The sequence below is a fragment of the Gordonia jinhuaensis genome, from assembly GCF_014639795.1.
Taxonomy (GTDB): Bacteria; Actinomycetota; Actinomycetes; order Mycobacteriales; family Mycobacteriaceae; genus Gordonia_B; species Gordonia_B jinhuaensis.
This window is the reverse complement of record NZ_BMGC01000007.1, coordinates 1-17,866: the sequence shown is the minus strand read 5'-3', so window position 1 is coordinate 17,866 and position 17,866 is coordinate 1. Positions and strand designations below refer to the sequence as shown.

General features: G+C 63.7%; 13 protein-coding genes. 9 read left to right on the top strand and 4 right to left on the bottom strand.

Features of this window, described 5'->3' with window-relative positions:
- The first annotated feature begins 8 nt into the window (after positions 1-8).
- From IEW22_RS06930 to IEW22_RS06920, 3 genes are all read left to right on the top strand, one after another.
- Positions 9-1,367, top strand: coding sequence for an MFS transporter (locus tag IEW22_RS06930; RefSeq protein WP_229742275.1), 1,359 nt, complete (start codon positions 9-11; stop codon positions 1,365-1,367).
- Between the two features lie 177 nt (positions 1,368-1,544).
- A complete protein-coding gene (locus IEW22_RS06925) occupies positions 1,545-3,251 on the top strand; it encodes an AMP-binding protein (protein WP_188585885.1) in 1,707 nt (568 codons plus the stop codon).
- A gap of 1 nt (position 3,252) precedes the next feature.
- Complete coding sequence (locus IEW22_RS06920; RefSeq protein WP_188585884.1) at positions 3,253-6,549, top strand: acetyl-CoA carboxylase family protein; 3,297 nt, start codon at positions 3,253-3,255, stop codon at positions 6,547-6,549.
- Between the two features lie 79 nt (positions 6,550-6,628).
- Here the strand turns inward: IEW22_RS06920 and IEW22_RS06915 are convergent, their stop codons facing one another.
- Both IEW22_RS06915 and IEW22_RS06910 read right to left on the bottom strand, forming a co-directional pair.
- A complete protein-coding gene (locus IEW22_RS06915) occupies positions 6,629-8,128 on the bottom strand; it encodes an AMP-binding protein (RefSeq protein ID WP_188585883.1) in 1,500 nt (499 codons plus the stop codon).
- A gap of 49 nt (positions 8,129-8,177) precedes the next feature.
- Positions 8,178-8,654 carry a MaoC family dehydratase gene (locus IEW22_RS06910; RefSeq protein WP_188585882.1) on the bottom strand — a complete coding sequence of 159 codons (477 nt, stop codon included), beginning with the start codon at positions 8,652-8,654 and terminating at the stop codon, positions 8,178-8,180.
- A gap of 180 nt (positions 8,655-8,834) precedes the next feature.
- Between IEW22_RS06910 and IEW22_RS06905 the strand changes: the two genes are divergently transcribed.
- Genes IEW22_RS06905 through IEW22_RS06895 form a run of 3 tightly spaced genes read left to right on the top strand, consistent with a single transcriptional unit; the run spans position 8,835 to position 11,458 of the window.
- On the top strand, positions 8,835-9,614 hold the full coding sequence (locus IEW22_RS06905) for an SDR family oxidoreductase (RefSeq protein ID WP_188585881.1): 780 nt from the start codon (positions 8,835-8,837) through the stop codon (positions 9,612-9,614).
- A gap of 54 nt (positions 9,615-9,668) precedes the next feature.
- The gene (locus tag IEW22_RS06900; protein ID WP_188585880.1) at positions 9,669-10,421 is read left to right on the top strand and encodes an SDR family oxidoreductase; all 753 of its coding nucleotides are present in this window, start codon (positions 9,669-9,671) and stop codon (positions 10,419-10,421) included.
- A gap of 53 nt (positions 10,422-10,474) precedes the next feature.
- On the top strand, positions 10,475-11,458 hold the full coding sequence (locus tag IEW22_RS06895; protein ID WP_188585879.1) for an NADPH:quinone oxidoreductase family protein: 984 nt from the start codon (positions 10,475-10,477) through the stop codon (positions 11,456-11,458).
- A 178-nt stretch (positions 11,459-11,636) separates the two neighbouring features.
- Here the strand turns inward: IEW22_RS06895 and IEW22_RS06890 are convergent, their stop codons facing one another.
- Together IEW22_RS06890 and IEW22_RS06885 are read right to left on the bottom strand one after the other, a co-directional pair.
- Complete coding sequence (locus IEW22_RS06890) at positions 11,637-11,819, bottom strand: YegP family protein (RefSeq protein ID WP_188585878.1); 183 nt, start codon at positions 11,817-11,819, stop codon at positions 11,637-11,639.
- Positions 11,820-11,989: 170 nt separating this feature from the next.
- Positions 11,990-13,543, bottom strand: a complete 1,554-nt coding sequence (locus IEW22_RS06885; protein ID WP_229742249.1) for an acyl-CoA synthetase — start codon at positions 13,541-13,543, stop codon at positions 11,990-11,992.
- Positions 13,544-13,899: 356 nt separating this feature from the next.
- Between IEW22_RS06885 and IEW22_RS06880 the strand changes: the two genes are divergently transcribed.
- From IEW22_RS06880 to IEW22_RS06870, 3 genes are all read left to right on the top strand, one after another.
- On the top strand, positions 13,900-14,997 hold the full coding sequence (locus IEW22_RS06880; protein ID WP_188585877.1) for a tyrosine-type recombinase/integrase: 1,098 nt from the start codon (positions 13,900-13,902) through the stop codon (positions 14,995-14,997).
- Between the two features lie 146 nt (positions 14,998-15,143).
- The gene (locus IEW22_RS06875; RefSeq protein ID WP_308421370.1) at positions 15,144-15,356 is read left to right on the top strand and encodes a helix-turn-helix domain-containing protein; all 213 of its coding nucleotides are present in this window, start codon (positions 15,144-15,146) and stop codon (positions 15,354-15,356) included.
- 522 nt (positions 15,357-15,878) lie between these two features.
- Positions 15,879-17,270 (top strand): DNA primase family protein, encoded by a 1,392-nt coding sequence (locus tag IEW22_RS06870; protein WP_188585875.1) that lies wholly within the window; start codon positions 15,879-15,881, stop codon positions 17,268-17,270.
- Positions 17,271-17,866 lie beyond the last annotated feature (596 nt).

Here is a 17,866-nt window from a genome sequence, read left to right as displayed (position 1 = left end):
CCGCCGAGATGGGGGTCCAGGAGTCGCGACCCACGTCGACCAGACGTGCACACCGCAAACTGCTCACCGCAGGACTCGTGGGCAGTTCGATTGAGTGGTACGACTTCTTCCTCTACGGAACCGCTGCGGCACTGGTGTTTCCGCATGTGTTCTTTCCCGAGTCGTCCCCCTTGACCGCCACGCTGTTGTCGTTCAGCACATTCTGGGCGGGGTTCGTGGCGCGGCCGATCGGCGGACTTGTCGCCGGCCATTTCGGGGACAAGTACGGACGCAAGCCCGCAGTGGTGGTGAGCCTGTTCCTGATGGGAGCGTGCACCTTTCTGATCGGCTGTCTCCCGACCGCAGGCGTCATCGGCGTGGCCGCGCCGATCCTGCTGGTGGTGTTGCGCTTCATCCAGGGGCTCGCATGTGGTGGCCAGTGGGGCGGCATCGTGTTGCTGCTCACCGAATCGGCCAGCCCGAAACGCCGCGGCTTCTCGGGAACATTCGGCCAGATGGGCGTCTCCTTCGGTGTGCTGTTGGGCAACCTCGTGTTCCTGGGGTCCAGTAGTGCCGTCGGCGACTCGGCATTCCTGTCGTGGGGCTGGCGGATCCCGTTCCTGCTCAGCGCATTGTTGTTCCCGGTCGTGTACTTCATCCAGACGCGTGTCGAGGATTCCCCGGAGTTCCGCGAACTCGAGAAGAAGGCGGCCACGGGTAAGGAAGTGGTGCCCCAGGCTCCGCTGCTCGAGGCCATCAAGGGACATTGGCGGACCATCCTGCTGGGTTGCGGTCTGCTGGCGGCGAGTAACGCGCTGTTCTATCTGTCGATTGCGGGCATCCTCAACTACGCGACAGAGGAGCTGGGCATGAAGCGCGACCAGCTGCTGGCGATGTCGATGATCAGTTGCCTGTTGGCCATTCCGGTGATCGTCTGGTCGGGATGGGTCTCCGACCGCATCGGCAGGCGTCCGGTGATCGCGCTGGGTGCCATCGGCATCGTCATCTGGGCGTTCCCGTACTTCTGGCTGGTCAACACCGGCAACCTCGGCAACTTCTTGCTCGCGGTGAGCGTCGGCTCGATTCTGCAGTCGATGACCTACGGCCCGCTCGCGGCCTACATGAGCGAACTGTTCGCCCCGAATGTGCGGTATTCCGGTGTCTCGCTTGCCTATCAGCTCGCGGCGATCACCGTCAGCGGCGGTACGCCGTTCATCATGACCGCACTCGTCGCCAAGACCGGCACCACCACGCTGGTCGCGGTGTTCGTCGCCCTGATGGGGCTGATCACCTTCCTGTGCGTCTGGCGGTTGCGCGAGACCAACCCGGCCGAGGTGCGTGACGATCCAGAGGCGCTGCCGGGCATGGCGCAGCCCACGATCGGTTGACCCATGTCGCCGGAGCGGCCCCGGTACGTCAGACGTACCGGGGTCGACTTCTGCCATACCTGATACTGACGTCAGGTTCAGCTAGGAGTAGCGTGGGTCACATCAATCCGACAATTGTGACGCGCCCATGTGTCGATCCGATGGACGGCGGGCGCGAGGTGAGTGGAAGGAGCAGAAATGGGGACATCCGGCTCGGTCGGTGCGGCTGAACTCGACGCCGCGGCCGCGCAGATGCGAGATCTGCAGCAGGCGAACTGGCCCGAACAGGTGCCGCGAGAGGTCGACTACCCCCTCGACGTGATGGGGATGGTCGACTACCTACGCCACTGGGCCCTGGTGCGCCCGGATACCACCGCGATCTCCTTCTACGGAAGTGCGATCAGCTACGCCGAGTACGACGAGCTCTCCGACCGGTTTGCCGGCTGGCTTCAGGCCAACGGTGCCGTTGCGGGCGACCGGGTCGGCGTGCATCTGGGCAATTGCCCACAGTTCCTGATCGCGATGATGGGCATTCTCAAGATCGGCGCCGTTCACGTGCCGATCAATCCGATGCTGCGCGAACACGAACTGGCACACGAACTCTCCGATGCGGGCGTGACGATCGTGCTCACCCAGCCCGATCTCGCCGACACCATCGCGACCGTTGCTGACCGCACCGACGTGCGCGTGGTGGCGACCACACATCTGTCGGACATGGTCGCCCCGGATGCGCGGCGCACACCGTTCCCGATTGTCGATCGCGGTGACAGTGACTGGCAGTCGATCATCGCCTCACAGCGCGCAGCCGCGATCAGGACCGACCCGGATGCGTTGGCGTCACTCAATTACACCGGCGGTACCACCGGCCTGCCCAAAGGCTGTGAGCACACCCAGCGTCACATGGTCTACACGGCCGGGACCGCGACGGTGGCCAAAGGTGCACAGGTCGGCACCGCTCCGACGGTCGCGCTGGTGTTCTTGCCGGTGTTCTGGATCGCCGGCGAGGATTTCGGCATCATCGTCCCGCTCATCAACGGTGGGACCTCGGTGCTGCTGACACGCTGGGATGCCACCACGGTGCTCGAGACGATCGACGCGGTAGGCGTGACGGCGATGATCGGGACCGTCGACAACTACGTCGAGCTGATGAATCACCCGGACTTCGCCGACCATGATCTATCCGGACTCGAAGGGCCGCAGGCGGTTTCGTTCGTACTCAAGCTCGATTCCGACATCAGGGCGCGGTGGCGCGCGGCAACCGGGCAGGTGTTGCGTGAGGGCAGTTACGGCATGACCGAGACCCATACCGCCGACACCGTGACGCTCGGATTCCAGGACGACGACTACGACCTCAAAGGCGAACCGGTGTTCTGCGGACTACCGGTACCCGGAACAGACATCCTCATCGTCGATCACGACGGACAACCAGTGCCGCTGGGCGAAGACGGGCAGATCATCCTGCGCAGCCCCTCGGTGATGACCGGGTACTACCGCAATCCGACGGCCACCGCCGACGCGCTCCGCGACGGCTGGCTGCAGACCGGTGACCGCGGGAAATTCAGCGAGCGAGGAGCCCTGCACTACCTCGCCCGCGACAAGGAGATGATCAAGACCAATGGCATGAGCGTCTTCCCCGCTGAGGTGGAGGCACTGCTCATGTTGCACCCTGCCGTGGAGAAGGCGGGTGTGGTGCCCAAACCGGACCCGCGGCGTGGCCAGATCGCCTTCGCGTTCGTGCAGGTGGTCGACGGCGACGCCACAACTGCTGCCGACCTGGTGGCGTGGGCCAGGGACAACATGGCCGGCTACAAGGTGCCCGAGATCGAGGTGATCGACGAGTTGCCGATGACCTCGACCGGCAAGGTGCGCAAGGGTGACCTGTTCAAGAAAGTGGAGGAGAACTGAGATGGCAGTGGGTCATCCGGCGACGGTGATGGTCGCCAATCGAGGCGAGATCGCGCTGCGCATCATCCGGACCGCGACCGAACTCGGCTTCGACACCGTTGCGGTGTATGCCGACGACGACGCGCGGGCGCCACATGTCACCGCGGCGACGCGTGCGGTGGCGTTGCCCGGCACGGGCGCTGCGGCCTATCTCGATCGCGACGCCATGATCGCTGCGGCCGTCGAGTCGGGTGCCACCTATGTGCACCCGGGATACGGATTCCTCAGCGAGGACGCGGAATTCGCCCGAGCGTGTGTGACGTCGGGACTGGTGTTCGTCGGTCCCGCGCCTGAACTCCTCGAGATGTTCGGTGACAAGGCCGCCGCACGCGCGGCGGCGCGACAGGCCGGTGTGCCGGTACTCGATGCGACCCCCGGCGGGATCACCGAGGAACAGGCGCGTGAGTTCCTCTCGGCACACCCGTCGGGCATCATGCTCAAGGCGGTGGCCGGCGGCGGTGGCCGCGGAATGCGGCCGGTACGCCAGGCCGCCGAACTCGACGCCGCCTACCGAGCGTGCACGAATGAGGCCCAGTCCGGCTTCGGTAATCCGTCGCTGTTCGCCGAAGAATTGCTCACCGGTGCGCGGCATATCGAGATCCAGATCGTCGGCGCCGCCGATGGGGGTGCAGGACAACAGGAGTCGGTGGCACTGGCTCTCGGTGACCGTGACTGCAGCGTTCAGCGGCGGCGACAGAAGATGATCGAGATCGCACCGGCACAGGGTCTCGCACAGCATGTGCGTGAGGGCCTGCATGCAGCCGCGGCTCGACTGTGCGCATCCAATGGCTACCGCGGTCTGGCGACCGTAGAGTTCCTCGTCGACGGCGACCGGTTCGTGTTCCTCGAGGTCAATCCCCGCATCCAGGTGGAGCACACCATCACCGAGGAGGTGACCGGCACCGACCTGGTGCAGGTCGGACTGGCAATCGCCGGCGGTTCGCCCTTCGACCAGCTGGGGCTACCCGCGGGTGTGCACGCCCTCGGGACCGGCGCCGCGACCGGTGAGACGGCAAGGGCGGCGGGGGTCGCCATCCAGGCCCGGGTCAACACCGAGACCATCACCGCTGACGGCACGACGGTGCCCGACGCGGGGGAGATCGTCGAGTTCACCCCGCCCACCGGACCCGGAATCCGGGTGGACACCTACGGTCGCCCCGGCCTGGTGATCAGCCCGCGGTACGACTCGCTGCTGGCCAAGGTGATCGGCCACACGCGCGGAGATGCACACGTGGCCGCACGCAAGGTCGCCACCGCGCTCGGCGAATTCGTGATCGACGGGGTGTCGACGAATCTCACTTTGCTGCAAGCGATTCTGACCGACAAAGAATTCACCGACGGTCACCCCACCACCGATTATCTGGAGAACCGGATCGACGATCTGGTGGGGACGGCGGCGACGCTGACCGCCGCCGCTACGGCCGGCTCGCGCCCGGGGGCGTCGGGGGCTGCCGTGCTCACCGAGGCCGACCTCGATCTGGCCGAGGACGAAGAGGTCTTGCGCGCACCGATGGCCGCGGTGGTGGTCGATGTCGCCTCTGCCCACGACACCGCGGCCGCCGGATCGGCGCTGGTGGTGCTCGAGGCGATGAAGATGGAACATGTGGTCGGCGCACCCTCTGCGGCCCTCGTCCGCCGCGTCCTGGTGAGCACGGGGCAGTCGGTGGCCAGCGGAGAACCGCTGGTGATCATCGCGCCCGCCGACTCACCCGAGGGTGCCGGCGACGTCGCAGACGTCGATCCCGACGCCATCCGGCCCGACCTCGCCGAGGTGCTCGAGCGGCATGAGGTGACACTCGATCGGTCGCGTCCGGCCGCGGTGGCAAAGCGGCACAAGCTGGGACGTCGAACCGCGCGAGAGAACATCGACGCCCTCGTCGACGATGGCAGCTTCACCGAATACGGGGCCCTCGCCCTTGCCGCGCAGCGCAGCAGGCGTACCGAGGAGGACCTCATTGCCAACACCCCGGCCGACGGTCTGGTTGCCGGCGTCGCGACCATCGGGGCCGACCGATTCGGAGCGCAGGCCGCCGAGACGGTGGTCATCTCCTACGACTACACGGTCCTCGCCGGCACGCAGGGGAAGCGCAATCACGCCAAGACCGATCGCATGCTAGAGGTGGCGCGCCGGAAGCGGATACCGCTGGTGCTGTTCGCGGAGGGCGGTGGCGGTCGTCCGGGTGACACCGACGCTGCGGGTGCGGCGGGACTCGATGTGCCCACGTTCCGAGCAATGGCGGCTCTTCGGGGCCAGGTGCCGACGGTGGCGATCGTCTCCGGTCGCTGCTTTGCGGGTAACGCTGCATTGGCTGGTGCCTGCGACGTGTTGATCGCGACCCCCGACGCCAATATCGGGATGGGTGGCCCGGCGATGATCGAGGGCGGTGGGCTGGGTGTGCACCGTCCCGAGGACATCGGACCGATCGACGTGCAGTCACGCAACGGTGTGGTGCATGTGCGGGCCCGGGACGAGGCGGATGCGGTGGCCACCGCGCAGAAGTACCTTTCGTACTTCCAGGGCGACACCGACGACTGGTCGGCGCCGGATGTGCGACTCTCCCGACATGTGGTGCCCGAGAACAGATTGCGCGCCTACGACGTCCGTTCGGCGATCGACTCGATCGCCGACGTCGACTCGGTCCTCGAACTGCAGGCCGACTACGGGCGTGGGATGGTGACCGCGTTGATCCGGGTCGAGGGCGTCGCCTATGGCGTCCTTGCCAATTCGAGTGCGCATCTGGGTGGCGCGATCGACGGGGAGGCGGCCGACAAGGCCGTGGAGTTCCTCGACCTGTGCCAGTCACACGGCCTACCGGTGGTGACGCTGTGCGATACACCAGGATTCATGGTCGGCCCGGAGTCCGAGACCGAGGCCACCGTGCGCCGCTTCGGGCGGCTCTTCGTGGCCGGTGCACGACTGAGTGTCCCGTTCGGCACGATCATCCTGCGCAAGGGTTACGGCCTGGGTGCCATGGCGATGGCCGGTGGTTCGTTCGCAGCCCCGGAGTTCACCGTCGCCTGGCCGACCGGTGAGATCGGTCCGATGGGGCTGGAGGGAGCCGTTCGACTGGGGTTCCGCAAGGAACTCGAGGCAGCTGGCGATCCCACGGCCCAGGCCGAACTGTTCGACGAGCTGGTCGCGCAGGCCTACCAGCGCGGCAAGGCGATGCACGCGGCGACCACCTTCGAACTCGACGACGTGATCGACCCGGCGGCCTCGCGGACGTGGATCGCCCAGCTGGGCCGTTCACGCAGCTGAACCACCCCCCGACACGACATCGGCGCCCCTTCCCGCATGGGGACCGGGCGCCGATGGGCGGGGGAGTCTGATCTCCGTGTCAGACCTGGGTCTTGCGCAGGTCGGTGCGGTTGATGTCGCGTTTGAGGATCTTGCCGGTGGAACCCTTCGGCAGCGCATCGGTGAAATCGATGATCCGGGGGATCTTGTAGGCCGACAGCCGTTCCCGGCACCACGCCGAGATGTCGTCGGCGGTGATCGCCGAACCGGGTGTGGTGACCACGACCGCGGCGACCTCCTCGCCGTAGTGGGGGTCGGGCACACCCACCACTGCCGCCTCGACGACCTCCGGGTGGCTGTAGAGGACTTCCTCGACTTCGCCGGGATAGACGTTGTAGCCGCCGCGGATGATGAGGTCCTTCAACCGATCCACGATCCGCAGATCCTGATCCTCGTCGAAGACACCGAGATCGCCGGTGCGGAACCATCCGTCGGCCGACAGCACGGCTGCGGTCGCCTCGGGTAGTTGCCAGTACCCCTTCATCACCGTGGGCCCCTTGATGCACACCTCGCCGATGGTGCCGGTCGGACAGCGAGTGCCCTCGGTGTCGCGGATCTCGATCTCGGTGCCGGGGTTCACCGCACCCACCGACCCGATCTTCCCGCCCTTGTCGATGTCGTTGAATGTGGCCATTGCGGTGGTCTCGGTGAGACCGTAACCCTCGAGAAGTGTGCAACCGAAACGACTCTCGAACGCCCGGGCGATCTCGCCCGGCAGCGAGGCGCCGCCCGACACCGCCACCCGCAGACCTGAGAACTGTGCGGCGGCGTCGTCGGGAGCGCTGTGCAGCAATGCATTCCACATGGTGGGTACACCGCACATCACGGTGATGGCGTCACGTCGCAGCATCTCGATCATCCCGTCGGGGGTGAATCGAGGTAGCAGCGAGATCGAGCCGCCGCCGGCGAATCCCGCCATCATCACCGAGGCCTGTCCATAGACATGGAACAGCGGCAGCCCGGTGCCGATGCGATCGTCGGCTGTGCCGCGGCTGACGCGGTTCCCGGTCTCCCCGGCGGCGAGCAGATTCGCCACCGTCAGCTCGGCGCCCTTGGGCCTTCCGGTGGTCCCGGAGGTGTAGAGGATCGCGGCCGTGTCGTCGGCGGGCCGGTCGACGATGTCGGCGACCGGATCGGCATCGACCGGCGCTCCCTCCGTGAGATCCCAGGCCGGGATCCCCAGCACGGCAGCGGCGTCGGCGACCGCCGGGCCGAGTTCATGCCATCGAATCGCCAGCGAGGCGCCGGAATTGCTCAGGAAGTACTCGGTCTCGGCGGCGGTCGACATCGTGTTGACGGTGACCACTGTTGCCCCGAGCGCTTGAATCCCCATGTAGGCGACCACGAATTCCGACCTCGACGGCGCGGCGAGCAGGATCCGGTCGCCACGGCCGATACCCGCGGCTGCCAGAGCGCCCGCGTAACGCAGGCTCGCGTCGAGGAGCTGCCGATAGGACAGAGGATCACCCACGCTGCGGATGGCGATCACATCCGGTGTGGTGGTGGCGTGCCGGGCGACGGTGTCGATGACATTGGGCATCGAAATGTTCCTCCTGGAAGGTGCGGGATGAGGGGTCGAGTACGGCCGGTCAGTCGCCGGCGACGATGCGCGCGATCGACTCGGCAACCATCACGGGTTTGTCGGAGCCTTCGAGTTCGAGTACCTGGGCGGTGGTCACCTGAAGCCCGCCCGGAACCTCGTCGGCGGAGACGAGTGTGACGCGCATGCGCACGCGTGAGCCCACCGGAACCGGTGCTGGGAAGCGAACCTTGTTGTAGCCGTAGTTGAGTGAATGTGCGAACCCGCTGAAGTCGATGAGCTGGTGACTCAGATGCGGGCCGAGGGACAGACTCAACAGCCCGTGGGCGATGGTGTGGCCGATGGGACTCGCTGCCGCGCGCTCGGGGTCGATGTGGATCCACTGGTGATCGTCGGTGGCGTCGGCGAACGCATTCACCCGGTCCTGGTCGACCTCGTACCACTGCGTCGGCCCGAGTTCGACGCCGATCAGTTCGGCCAGATCGGCGGGGGTGGTCGGCGCGACGGGCAGGGTGGTGGTGTCCATGGACTCTCCTTGTCGGAACTTGAACTTGAAACTGACTTCAACTATAGATGGACCCAAGAGATGCACGTCACCTTTTCGGTGTAACTCGGGCATCGGACACATCACGAAGCGGAGATCGGTCTCGATGCTCGACATCGAGGCCGCGGCCGCCACACATGCGGGGAGAGGGGTTTCATCGTCATGGGCAATCCAGACCTGACGGGCCGTACGGCCGTGGTCACCGGGGGCTCGCGCGGCATCGGGTTCGCCGCGGCGAGGTCACTGTCGGCCGCGGGTGCCAACGTCGTGCTGACGTCGCGGAAATCCGAGTCGGCGCAGGCCGCGGCCGCCGAGATCGGTGGGAACGTCGTGGGTATCGGCGCGCACGTCGCCGAGGAGGCCGATGCGCGGCGCTGTGTCGAGGAGACCGTCGAACGTTTCGGCTCGCTGGACATCCTGGTCAACAACGCCGGAACCAATCCGGCCTTCGGTCCGCTGATCGCCCAGGATCACGGACGTTTCGCCAAGACCATGGACGTGAACCTGTGGGGTCCGTTGCTGTGGACCTCTGTCGCGGTGCAGGCGTGGATGGGCGAGCACGGTGGCTCCATCGTCAACACCGCCTCGATCGGCGGACTCGGACACGAGGCCAACATCGGTCTTTACAACGTGTCCAAGGCAGCGCTGATCTACATGACCAAACAGCTCGCGCTCGAGCTTTCACCCCGGGTGCGGGTCAACGCGGTGGCACCCGGTGTGGTGCGCACGCGCCTGGCCGAGGCGCTGTGGAAGGAACATGAGAGCGAGGTGGCCGGCGCCACCGCACTCGACCGGATCGGTGAGCCCGACGACATCGCCTCGGCCATCACATTCCTCTCGTCGGATTCGGCCTCCTGGGTCACCGGCGAGGTTATGGTCATCGACGGTGGGCAGCGTCTCGGTGACGCCGCTCCGTACCGCTCGGGCGCGTCGGTGGGCTGACCGCTCGCCACCGCCAGATCTCCTCAATCGAATTCAGAAGGGCAACAAGTACTCATGGCTGACAAGACAGCGATCGTCACAGGTTCGGCTCGCGGCATCGGAGCCGCCATCGCCAAGCGGCTGGCCTCCGACGGTCTCGCCGTCGCGGTGCTCGATCTCGACGAGGCCGCATGCGCCGACACCGTCGCGGCGATCACCGACGCCGGTGGCAAGGCGATCGCGGTGGGCGCTGACGTGTCCGACGAGGATTCGGCTGCCGCTGCGGTGGCCAAAGTCGCCGACCAGCTGGGAGCGCCGACCGTGCTGGTCAACAATGCCGGCATCATCCGCGACAACATGCTGTTCAAGATGAGCGTCGACGACTGGAACTCGGTGATGGCCGTACACCTTCGCGGTGCATTCCTGATGAGCCGCGCATGCCAGAAGCACATGGTCGATGCGGGTTGGGGTCGTATCGTCAACCTGTCGTCCACGTCGGCGCTGGGCAACCGCGGGCAGGCCAACTACTCGGCCGCCAAGGCGGGTATGCAGGGCTTCACCAAGACATTGGCCATCGAACTGGGCAAGTTCGGTGTCACCGCCAACGCGATCGCTCCCGGATTCATCGAGACCGACATGACCGCCGCCACCGCCGCGCGCATGGGGGTGGACTTCGACGACTTCAAGAAGGCTGCTGCCTCCCAGATCCCGGTCAACCGTGTCGGCGAACCTGCCGACATCGCCCATACCGCTTCCTTCTTCGTCAGTGAGGGTGCCGGATTCGTCTCCGGCCAGGTCATCTACGTCGCCGGCGGCCCGAAGGACTGAGCGTCGCTGATCGGCGAGCGCCACAACGCAACAACTCTCGAGGAGATGCCACGATGAAAGCCTGGCAAGTGCACGAACTGGGCGAGCCGCGCGATGTACTGAAGCTCGACGACGTCGCCGAACCGGAGCCCGCCGCCGGGCAGGTCAAGGTGAAGGTGCTCGCTGCTCCGGCGAACTTCCCCGACGTCCTGCTGTGCCGAGGGGAGTATCAGGTCAAACCCCCGCTTCCCTTCACCCCGGGTGTCGAACTGTGCGGCGAGGTGGTTGCCGTGGGAGCGGGTGTGACGCGGGCCGCGGTGGGCGATCGCGTGGTGGGTAATCCGATTCTCCCCGGTGGCGCCTTCGCCGAATACGCTGTGCTGCCGCAGGAGTCGACCTTCGCTGCGCCGTCGGCACTCGACGACGCGGAGGCCTCCGCCTTGACCATCGGCTATCAGACCGCGTGGTTCGCGCTGCATCGCCGTACGCAGATCCGCGAGGGTGACTACCTGCTGGTTCACGCCGCGGCGGGCGGGGTCGGCAGTGCTGCGGTGCAATTGGGCAAGGCGGCCGGCGCGACGGTGATCGGGGTCGTTGGCGGCCCCGCCAAGGCGAAATACGCGCAGGATCTCGGTGCCGACCTGGTGATCGACCGGCACTCTGAGGATTTCGTTCCCATCGTCAAGGAGTTCACCAAGGGGCACGGCGCCGACATCGTGTTCGACCCGGTGGGCGGAGATGCCTACAACGGGTCGACCAAGTGCATCGCCTTCGAGGGCAGGATCGTGATCATCGGCTTCGCCGGTGGGACGATTCCCCGGCCGGCGCTCAATCACGCACTGATCAAGAACTATTCGATCGTCGGATTGCACTGGGGCCTCTACCACGCCAAGGGCCCGCAGGTGATCGACGAATGCCACGTGGAACTCACCCGCCTTGCCGACAAGGGACTGGTCAAACCGCTGATCTCCGAACGCCTGCCTCTCACCGAGGTGGCCGATGGCATCGGACGGCTCGGCGACGGTTCCACGGTCGGTCGAGTGGTGTTTCAACCCTGACGGTGCGCTTCGGGCACTGACGGTGGTCGGACCCTGATCAGGTTGTTCGACCCTGATCAGGTTGTTCGACTGGGCGCGACAGCAAAAATCGTCCCCGTGGTGGCCGCCGAGGGCAGATTCGCCTTGGCGGGGCTGGCGGGGACGATTTTTGCTATCCGCCGCCCGCCGCTGAGCAGGGTCATTCCTCTTCTTCGACCACCGTTGCTGTCGCGGCCGCATGCTGCACGGCGCGGGTGCCCTCGATGGCCGCCGATTTCGACGAGTACGCCTGACCGGTGGCCACGACCTCGCCGTTTCCGGCGGCCAGCGTGAAGTAGTACTTTCCGCCGGCGTTTTTCTTGACATGGAACTTACCGGGCATCACAGCCTCCACGGCTCGTCGGATCAGTGGGTGGAACTGTGATGATTATTGCCGACCGACACTGTTGTCGCGGTGCGTTATGTGCCGCTTGCCGGAATCAACATTGCTGCTGCCCTTGATATTTCGACGACTGCTGCGGCGTATGTGTTCTTTGTCGGATGCGGTCGCGATCAGGGCGTGGGTACGGCACCGAATTGTTCGCGTAGCCGGTACTTGAGGACCTTGCCTGACGGGTTGCGGGGGAGTGCGTCGACGAATTCGACGCGCAGTGGCAGCTTGTAGCGGGCCAGTGTCGCAGCGGCGAAGTCTCGTAGTTCGTCGAGTGTCACCGATTCCCCTGGGACGGTGGCCACGACGGCCGTGACCGCCTGGCCCCATTTGTCGTCGGGCACCCCGAGGATCGCTACCTCGGCGACGGCGGGATGGCTGTAGAGGACGCTTTCGACCTCGGCCGGATACACGTTCTCCCCGCCGCTGATGACCATGTCCTTGAGTCGGTCTACGACGTAGATGTACCCGTCGTCGTCCTGTCGGCCGACGTCGCCGGTGTGGAACCAGCCCTCACTGTCGATGGCGGATTCGGTGGCCCCGGGGTTCTTCCAGTAGCCCGTCATGACCTGCGGTCCCCGGACGCATACCTCGCCCGGCTGCCCCGGCGGGACCTCGGCGTTGTCGGCGTCGACGAGCCGCACATCTGACAGGGGCAGCACCTTGTTCCCCGCGGCCCCGATCTTTCTGTCCGACTCGTCGATTCCCATCACCAACGCCAATGGTGCGGTCTCGGTGAGTCCGTAACCCTGTGCGAACGTGACCCCTCTGTCGGCGTACTTCCGCATCAGAGGTTCGGGGACGGGCGCACCGCCGCACATCAGGTAGCGCAGACTCGACAGATCTGCGGTCTGGAACTGCGGCACTTGACTCATGAACAGGAACATCGCCGGAACACCGAACATCGTTGTGATCCGGTGTGTTTCGATTGCGGAGAGTGCGGCGGCCGGGTCGAAGCCGGGTGCCAGCACAACGTGTCCACCCTTCTGCAGGGTGACCAGCGTGGTGACATTGAGTCCGCCGATGTGGAACAACGGCGCCGACACATAGGTGATGTCGGTGCTGAGGGTGTCGAAGCTGAGTAGTGAGTTGACGTTGTTCCAGAACAGATTTCCGTGCGAGAGCATCGCACCCTTGGGGCGACCGGTGGTGCCGGAGGTGTACATGATGACGGCGACGTCCTCGGGGGCCGGATGCGCAGGATCGGCGATCGGTTGTGCGCGGGCGAGGAGGTCGTCGTAGTTCTCCCAGCCGTCAACGTCGCCGAGTGCGATGAAGCGTCGGACCGGTGTCTGGTCTCGTATCTGGTCAACTGTCGGTGCCAGCGCCGCATCTGCGATCAGGGTGAGCGCACCGCAGTCGTCGAGGATGTAGGCGATCTCCGGCGCGGTGAGACGGAAGTTGAGCGGGACGAAGGTGGCGCCCACGCGTGCGCAGGCGAACAGCGTGGTGAGGAAGGCCGGATGATTGGGGCCCAGATAGGCGACGCGGTCACCTGCGCTGATACCTCCGGCAGCCAATTCCGCTGCCAGACAGTCGATCCGGTGCTGAAAGTCGGCGAATGTCAGCGTCGAGTCGCCGTAGGTGACCGCGGGCCGATCGGGTCCGATGGCTGCCCGACGAGAGATCCAGGAGCCAAGCTCCATCGATTCCGGCGTGGTGACCGTTGCTGACATCCGCACTCCCGTTGTCGTCGGCCGAGCACGTCCTCGGCTCCGGATGGCGTCAGGGTAGTGCGCATGGAGCGGCGATTTCAGTGAATTGCAAATAACTCAAAGTTCGTGCATCGGGGTGAGTTCGGAGTGCCCCCAGTCGGACTCGAACCGACACTTGGCGGATTTTAAGGCCATTCAAGCGTTCACTTAACACGATAGATTGACGCAGGTCAAGTCACGGAAGACCCGCAGGTAGAGCGCGATTCAGTTCAGCCTAGGGTCCAGGTCGTACCCACGAGTGGACACCGCACGAGGTCGATTTGCCATGCACTGACATGCAACTTGACCAGTGCCATGCGACAGCGCACCCTACTTGCATGGCTTGGACTGAACGCAACCGCTCGAAAACCTATAGGGCGATGTACCGGGATGAGAATGGCAAGCGGAGGAGCGCGGGATCGTTTGCCACTGAAAAGCAAGCTCTTGGCAAGGCTGTGGCGGCTGAGGATGAGGCGCGTAAGCGGCAACCGTCGTCTGATCTGACGTGGCGTGAATGGTCGGAGCGGTGGGTGCGTTCCCGCAAGGTGGAGCAGTCGACAGCCGCTCGGGACGAGTCCAGGATCGAGAACCACATCATGCCGCGATGGGGAGACGTACCGCTCTCGAAGATTCGTCGCCCTGATGTTCAGGCTTGGGTTGATGGTGACCTGTCGGCATTGGCCCCGTCGTCGGTGCGCAAGGTGATAGCGGTGCTCGGTTCGTCTCTTCGGGCCGCGATGAACGCGGGGCTGCTGTCCACGAATGAGGCTACGGCGTTGAACCTGCCCCCGATCCCGCCTAGCCCTGAACGTTGGCTGTCGAGCGATGAGATGGACGCGATTCGCGCTGTTCTCGCGGAGTCGTACCTCTTCACGTTCGAAGTGCTGGCGGGGAGTGGTGCCCGTTGGGGTGAGGCTGTCGGGCTGCACTACGACGACGTGGACCTACACCGAAAGACGATCAGGATTCGGTGGGCCTGGGATCGTAGGAATCATCTGATGAAGGCACCTAAGACCAGGCAGGCACGTACCGTTCCGATCAGTGACAGGCTGGCTGAACTGATTCAGGAGCGGTTAGACGATGAGGGGCTTGGTACGCCTCCCGATGTTGAATACCAGGGTGGGCGGCGTCCGTTGTACGGCCTCGTGTTGCGGGGTGCGAATGGTCTACCGATCAATCCAACGTCGTTCGCTCATGGGCTGACGGCTGCGGGTAATGCGGCATTTGTTGGGGCAGAGGGCAGTAAGGATCGTCGGCGTGTGGGTGCGGTGCGGACCCATGATTTGAGGCATTCGTGGGCGAGTTCGCTTGTTCAGAAGGGTGTCCCGATTGACACCGTGAGCAAGCTCTTGGGGCATAGCAACCTGGTGACAACCCAGCGGTATGCGGATGCTGCGGAGTCTCAGTGGGATGCGGTGCGTAACGCTCTCGGCTGATGGAGCATGAAACTTTTTACCCTTTCTGGCTTCGTCTCTGTGGCGTCTGACGTGCGGTTCTTAGTGTTTCGGCCATGCGGTAGGGGTAAAAAACTACCTCTCACGTGGACATTAAATCGGTTGCCGCATAACGTCTTTCATGTCCAATGCAGGGCATTATCGACCACAAATCGGAGGCACCGAGGATGACGAACATAGATTGGCTCACTGTCGAGCAAGCGGCAGCAGAGGCTCAAGTCTCAACGAAGACGATCCGGCGTTGGTATCGGTCGGGCCGTTTGCAGGCGGATCGGTTGTCGCCGCGTGTGATCCGGATTCGACGCTGCGAGTTGGCGGCGATGGTGGAACGGGTTGCATGAGGTATTGAGCCTTAGTGTGGGACGGTTAGCTAATCCCAATATGTGAGACGTAGGTAACATTTGCATATCAATCGAACAGGGTTTCGAATCTATCCACAGATTCATTAACAGGCATTAGTAAAGAAGCCGCAGGTAGGCGTGTTCTTTGACTTTTTCTGTGGATAACCCCGTTTGCTATGATTATTATGTGGGCTAGATCATTGAGAGTTCCCCGCATTCTGCGGGCGCAATAGTCCGCACTCTTCGCACCTGTCACGCATGGGTCACACAAGTGTCACGCATGAAATGTGACGGATAAATGCCGTCTGACCTGTATCTACTGTTGAGCGTCACGCATGTCACGCATGGATTCCAAAACTAGTTGTACTCAGATAATCACCAATTCGTGTAACTGAGATACGTCAACAATAGGAAAAGTCGCGTGACACCCGTGACACCACAACAAAACCACAGGTCAAAACCGTTTGAGCGTCACGCATGCATGCGTGACACCCCCTTGAGTTCCACGGAAGGAACAATCGAATGAACGATGACGATCTACTTGCTGAGCAAGTCAACGACGTGTTCGCCACGCTCACTGACATCACGGTAGAAGTCGGCAACGACACTAGACGTGTGTCGGGTCCAAATGATCCGTACGGCGTCGCCAAGATGCTCGCCACATACGGCGAAGCCACTGGACACCCGTTCAAATCATGTGACGAACGGCTGTACATCTATACCGGCACCTACTGGCAGACGATGAAGAAGGCCAGCATGCGGTCACGCATTTATGAGTTCCTGGACGGCAGGCCGTATATCGGCAGCAAGGGCCTTCCAGAACCGTGGAAGCCGAACCCCGGCCACGTCCGCAACATCATGCAGGCACTCGAAGCCAAAGTCGATGACTCGGACGTATCGACTACGCAAGAGGACGGAGCGATACCCGTCTCGAACGGATGGTTAATTCCGGCCACTCGAACGCTGTTGCCGCATACACCGGACAGGTTCAACACGTTTACGACGGCAGTCGAGTTCGATCCTGACGCACCAGAACCGGCGTCCTGGCTCAAGTTCCTTAGTGACGTACTGCCCGACGAGGATTCTCAGAACCTCCTAGCAGAATGGTTCGGTTACGTGCTCTCGGGCCGCGTCGACCTCCACAAAGCATTGTTCCTCAAAGGCGCACCACGATCAGGTAAGACGACCATTGCCACGATCCTTGAGGACATTATCGGGGGTGGTGCTACTGGTATCTCCCTGGACTCGCTGACACGACAGTTCGGCATGGCACCGCTCATCGGTAAGTCGCTGGCGGTGATCGGAGATGCGCGGCTAGCGTCCTCCAACTCACTTGTGGTGGAACGGCTCTTGTCTATCACCGGTCAGGACATGGTGCAGGTGGAGGAGAAATATATGCCGATGTTCTCCACCCGGTTGCCCGTACGACTAATGATGCTGTCGAACGAGTTGCCCAACCTTGAAGACACGTCGATGGCATTGGCGAACCGGTTCATCATCCTTGAGACGCGACAGTCGTTCCTAGGCCGTGAGGATGCGGGCTTACTGGGCAGGTTACGTGCAGAGTTACCAGGCATCCTGAATTGGGCGCTTGACGGACTCGACAGACTTACCGCACAACATGCTTTTTCGGTGCCTGAGGCGTCGCTCGAGGCCACCAAGGATATGTTGCGCAGCACTTCGCCCCTGACCGCGTTCGTTGAGGATGAATGCGTTCTGGACGATGATGCGGTCACTCCGGTTAGTGTGCTGTTCAGCAAGTACAAGGCGTGGTGCGAGCAGGGCAACGTCAAGGCGATGACCGCCCAACAGTTCGGGGCGCGGCTGCATGACAAGGGTATTGAGACCGGGCAACGTCGTGTCGATGGTAAGCGTCCACGCTGCTACCTCGGTATCAAGATTGCGGAAGGCTAAGTAATGGAGTGGACGATCCCAAGTGATAAGAGGCCGGTAGTGGTCCGTGACCGGAAGGCTGGTGGGGTGATGCTCACTCAGGGTCCGGTGACGGTTTGGCTGTCGGCGCGGGAGGCTGAGCATTTGGCGTTGGTGTTGGAGGAGTTCGTGACTGCCGATTCTGATTCGCGATAAACCTGCTCGTTTCGTACCCGTACAACGGTCCATTCACGAGCTAGACGAGAACAAGCCCGATTCTGTCATCTGTTCCGGGGATTGTTGCCTCAATAGTCAATTGCTGGCCGCGCAATGGCCCTACAACCGTCCAGAATACGGTACTGGTGTATCGACCTAGGGTTAGGTTAGAAATCGGCTTAGAATCGCTCTCAGGCATCGTTACGGGCATTGGCCGAGGTTGAGTAGGGTCGGGCACAGATTCGGAAACAGTCAGGTAGTGCGACAACCCTGCCTGGATGACGGGCGGGTAGGTGTCCCTACCGGCTGATAGGTTTACCGGCTCTTCGAAGTTAGCCGGGCACTGCTCAGCAGTGGAATTGCTGGATGTTGGCCCGCTGGGCGCGGGTGCAGTGGAATCGTATCCGGCGCCGCGAGTTCTC

Coding starts and splice junctions, on each gene's coding strand:
- IEW22_RS06890 (WP_188585878.1), bottom strand. CDS start 11,819: ATGCCCGGTAAGTTCCATGTCAAGAAAAACGCCGGCGGAAAGTACTAC.
- IEW22_RS06915 (WP_188585883.1), bottom strand. CDS start 8,128: ATGCCCAATGTCATCGACACCGTCGCCCGGCACGCCACCACCACACCG.
- IEW22_RS06880 (WP_188585877.1), top strand. CDS start 13,900: ATGGCTTGGACTGAACGCAACCGCTCGAAAACCTATAGGGCGATGTAC.
- IEW22_RS06870 (WP_188585875.1), top strand. CDS start 15,879: ATGAACGATGACGATCTACTTGCTGAGCAAGTCAACGACGTGTTCGCC.
- IEW22_RS06930 (WP_229742275.1), top strand. CDS start 9: ATGGGGGTCCAGGAGTCGCGACCCACGTCGACCAGACGTGCACACCGC.
- IEW22_RS06895 (WP_188585879.1), top strand. CDS start 10,475: ATGAAAGCCTGGCAAGTGCACGAACTGGGCGAGCCGCGCGATGTACTG.
- IEW22_RS06900 (WP_188585880.1), top strand. CDS start 9,669: ATGGCTGACAAGACAGCGATCGTCACAGGTTCGGCTCGCGGCATCGGA.
- IEW22_RS06875 (WP_308421370.1), top strand. CDS start 15,144: ATGCAGGGCATTATCGACCACAAATCGGAGGCACCGAGGATGACGAAC.
- IEW22_RS06910 (WP_188585882.1), bottom strand. CDS start 8,654: ATGGACACCACCACCCTGCCCGTCGCGCCGACCACCCCCGCCGATCTG.
- IEW22_RS06885 (WP_229742249.1), bottom strand. CDS start 13,543: ATGTCAGCAACGGTCACCACGCCGGAATCGATGGAGCTTGGCTCCTGG.
- IEW22_RS06925 (WP_188585885.1), top strand. CDS start 1,545: ATGGGGACATCCGGCTCGGTCGGTGCGGCTGAACTCGACGCCGCGGCC.
- IEW22_RS06920 (WP_188585884.1), top strand. CDS start 3,253: ATGGCAGTGGGTCATCCGGCGACGGTGATGGTCGCCAATCGAGGCGAG.
- IEW22_RS06905 (WP_188585881.1), top strand. CDS start 8,835: ATGGGCAATCCAGACCTGACGGGCCGTACGGCCGTGGTCACCGGGGGC.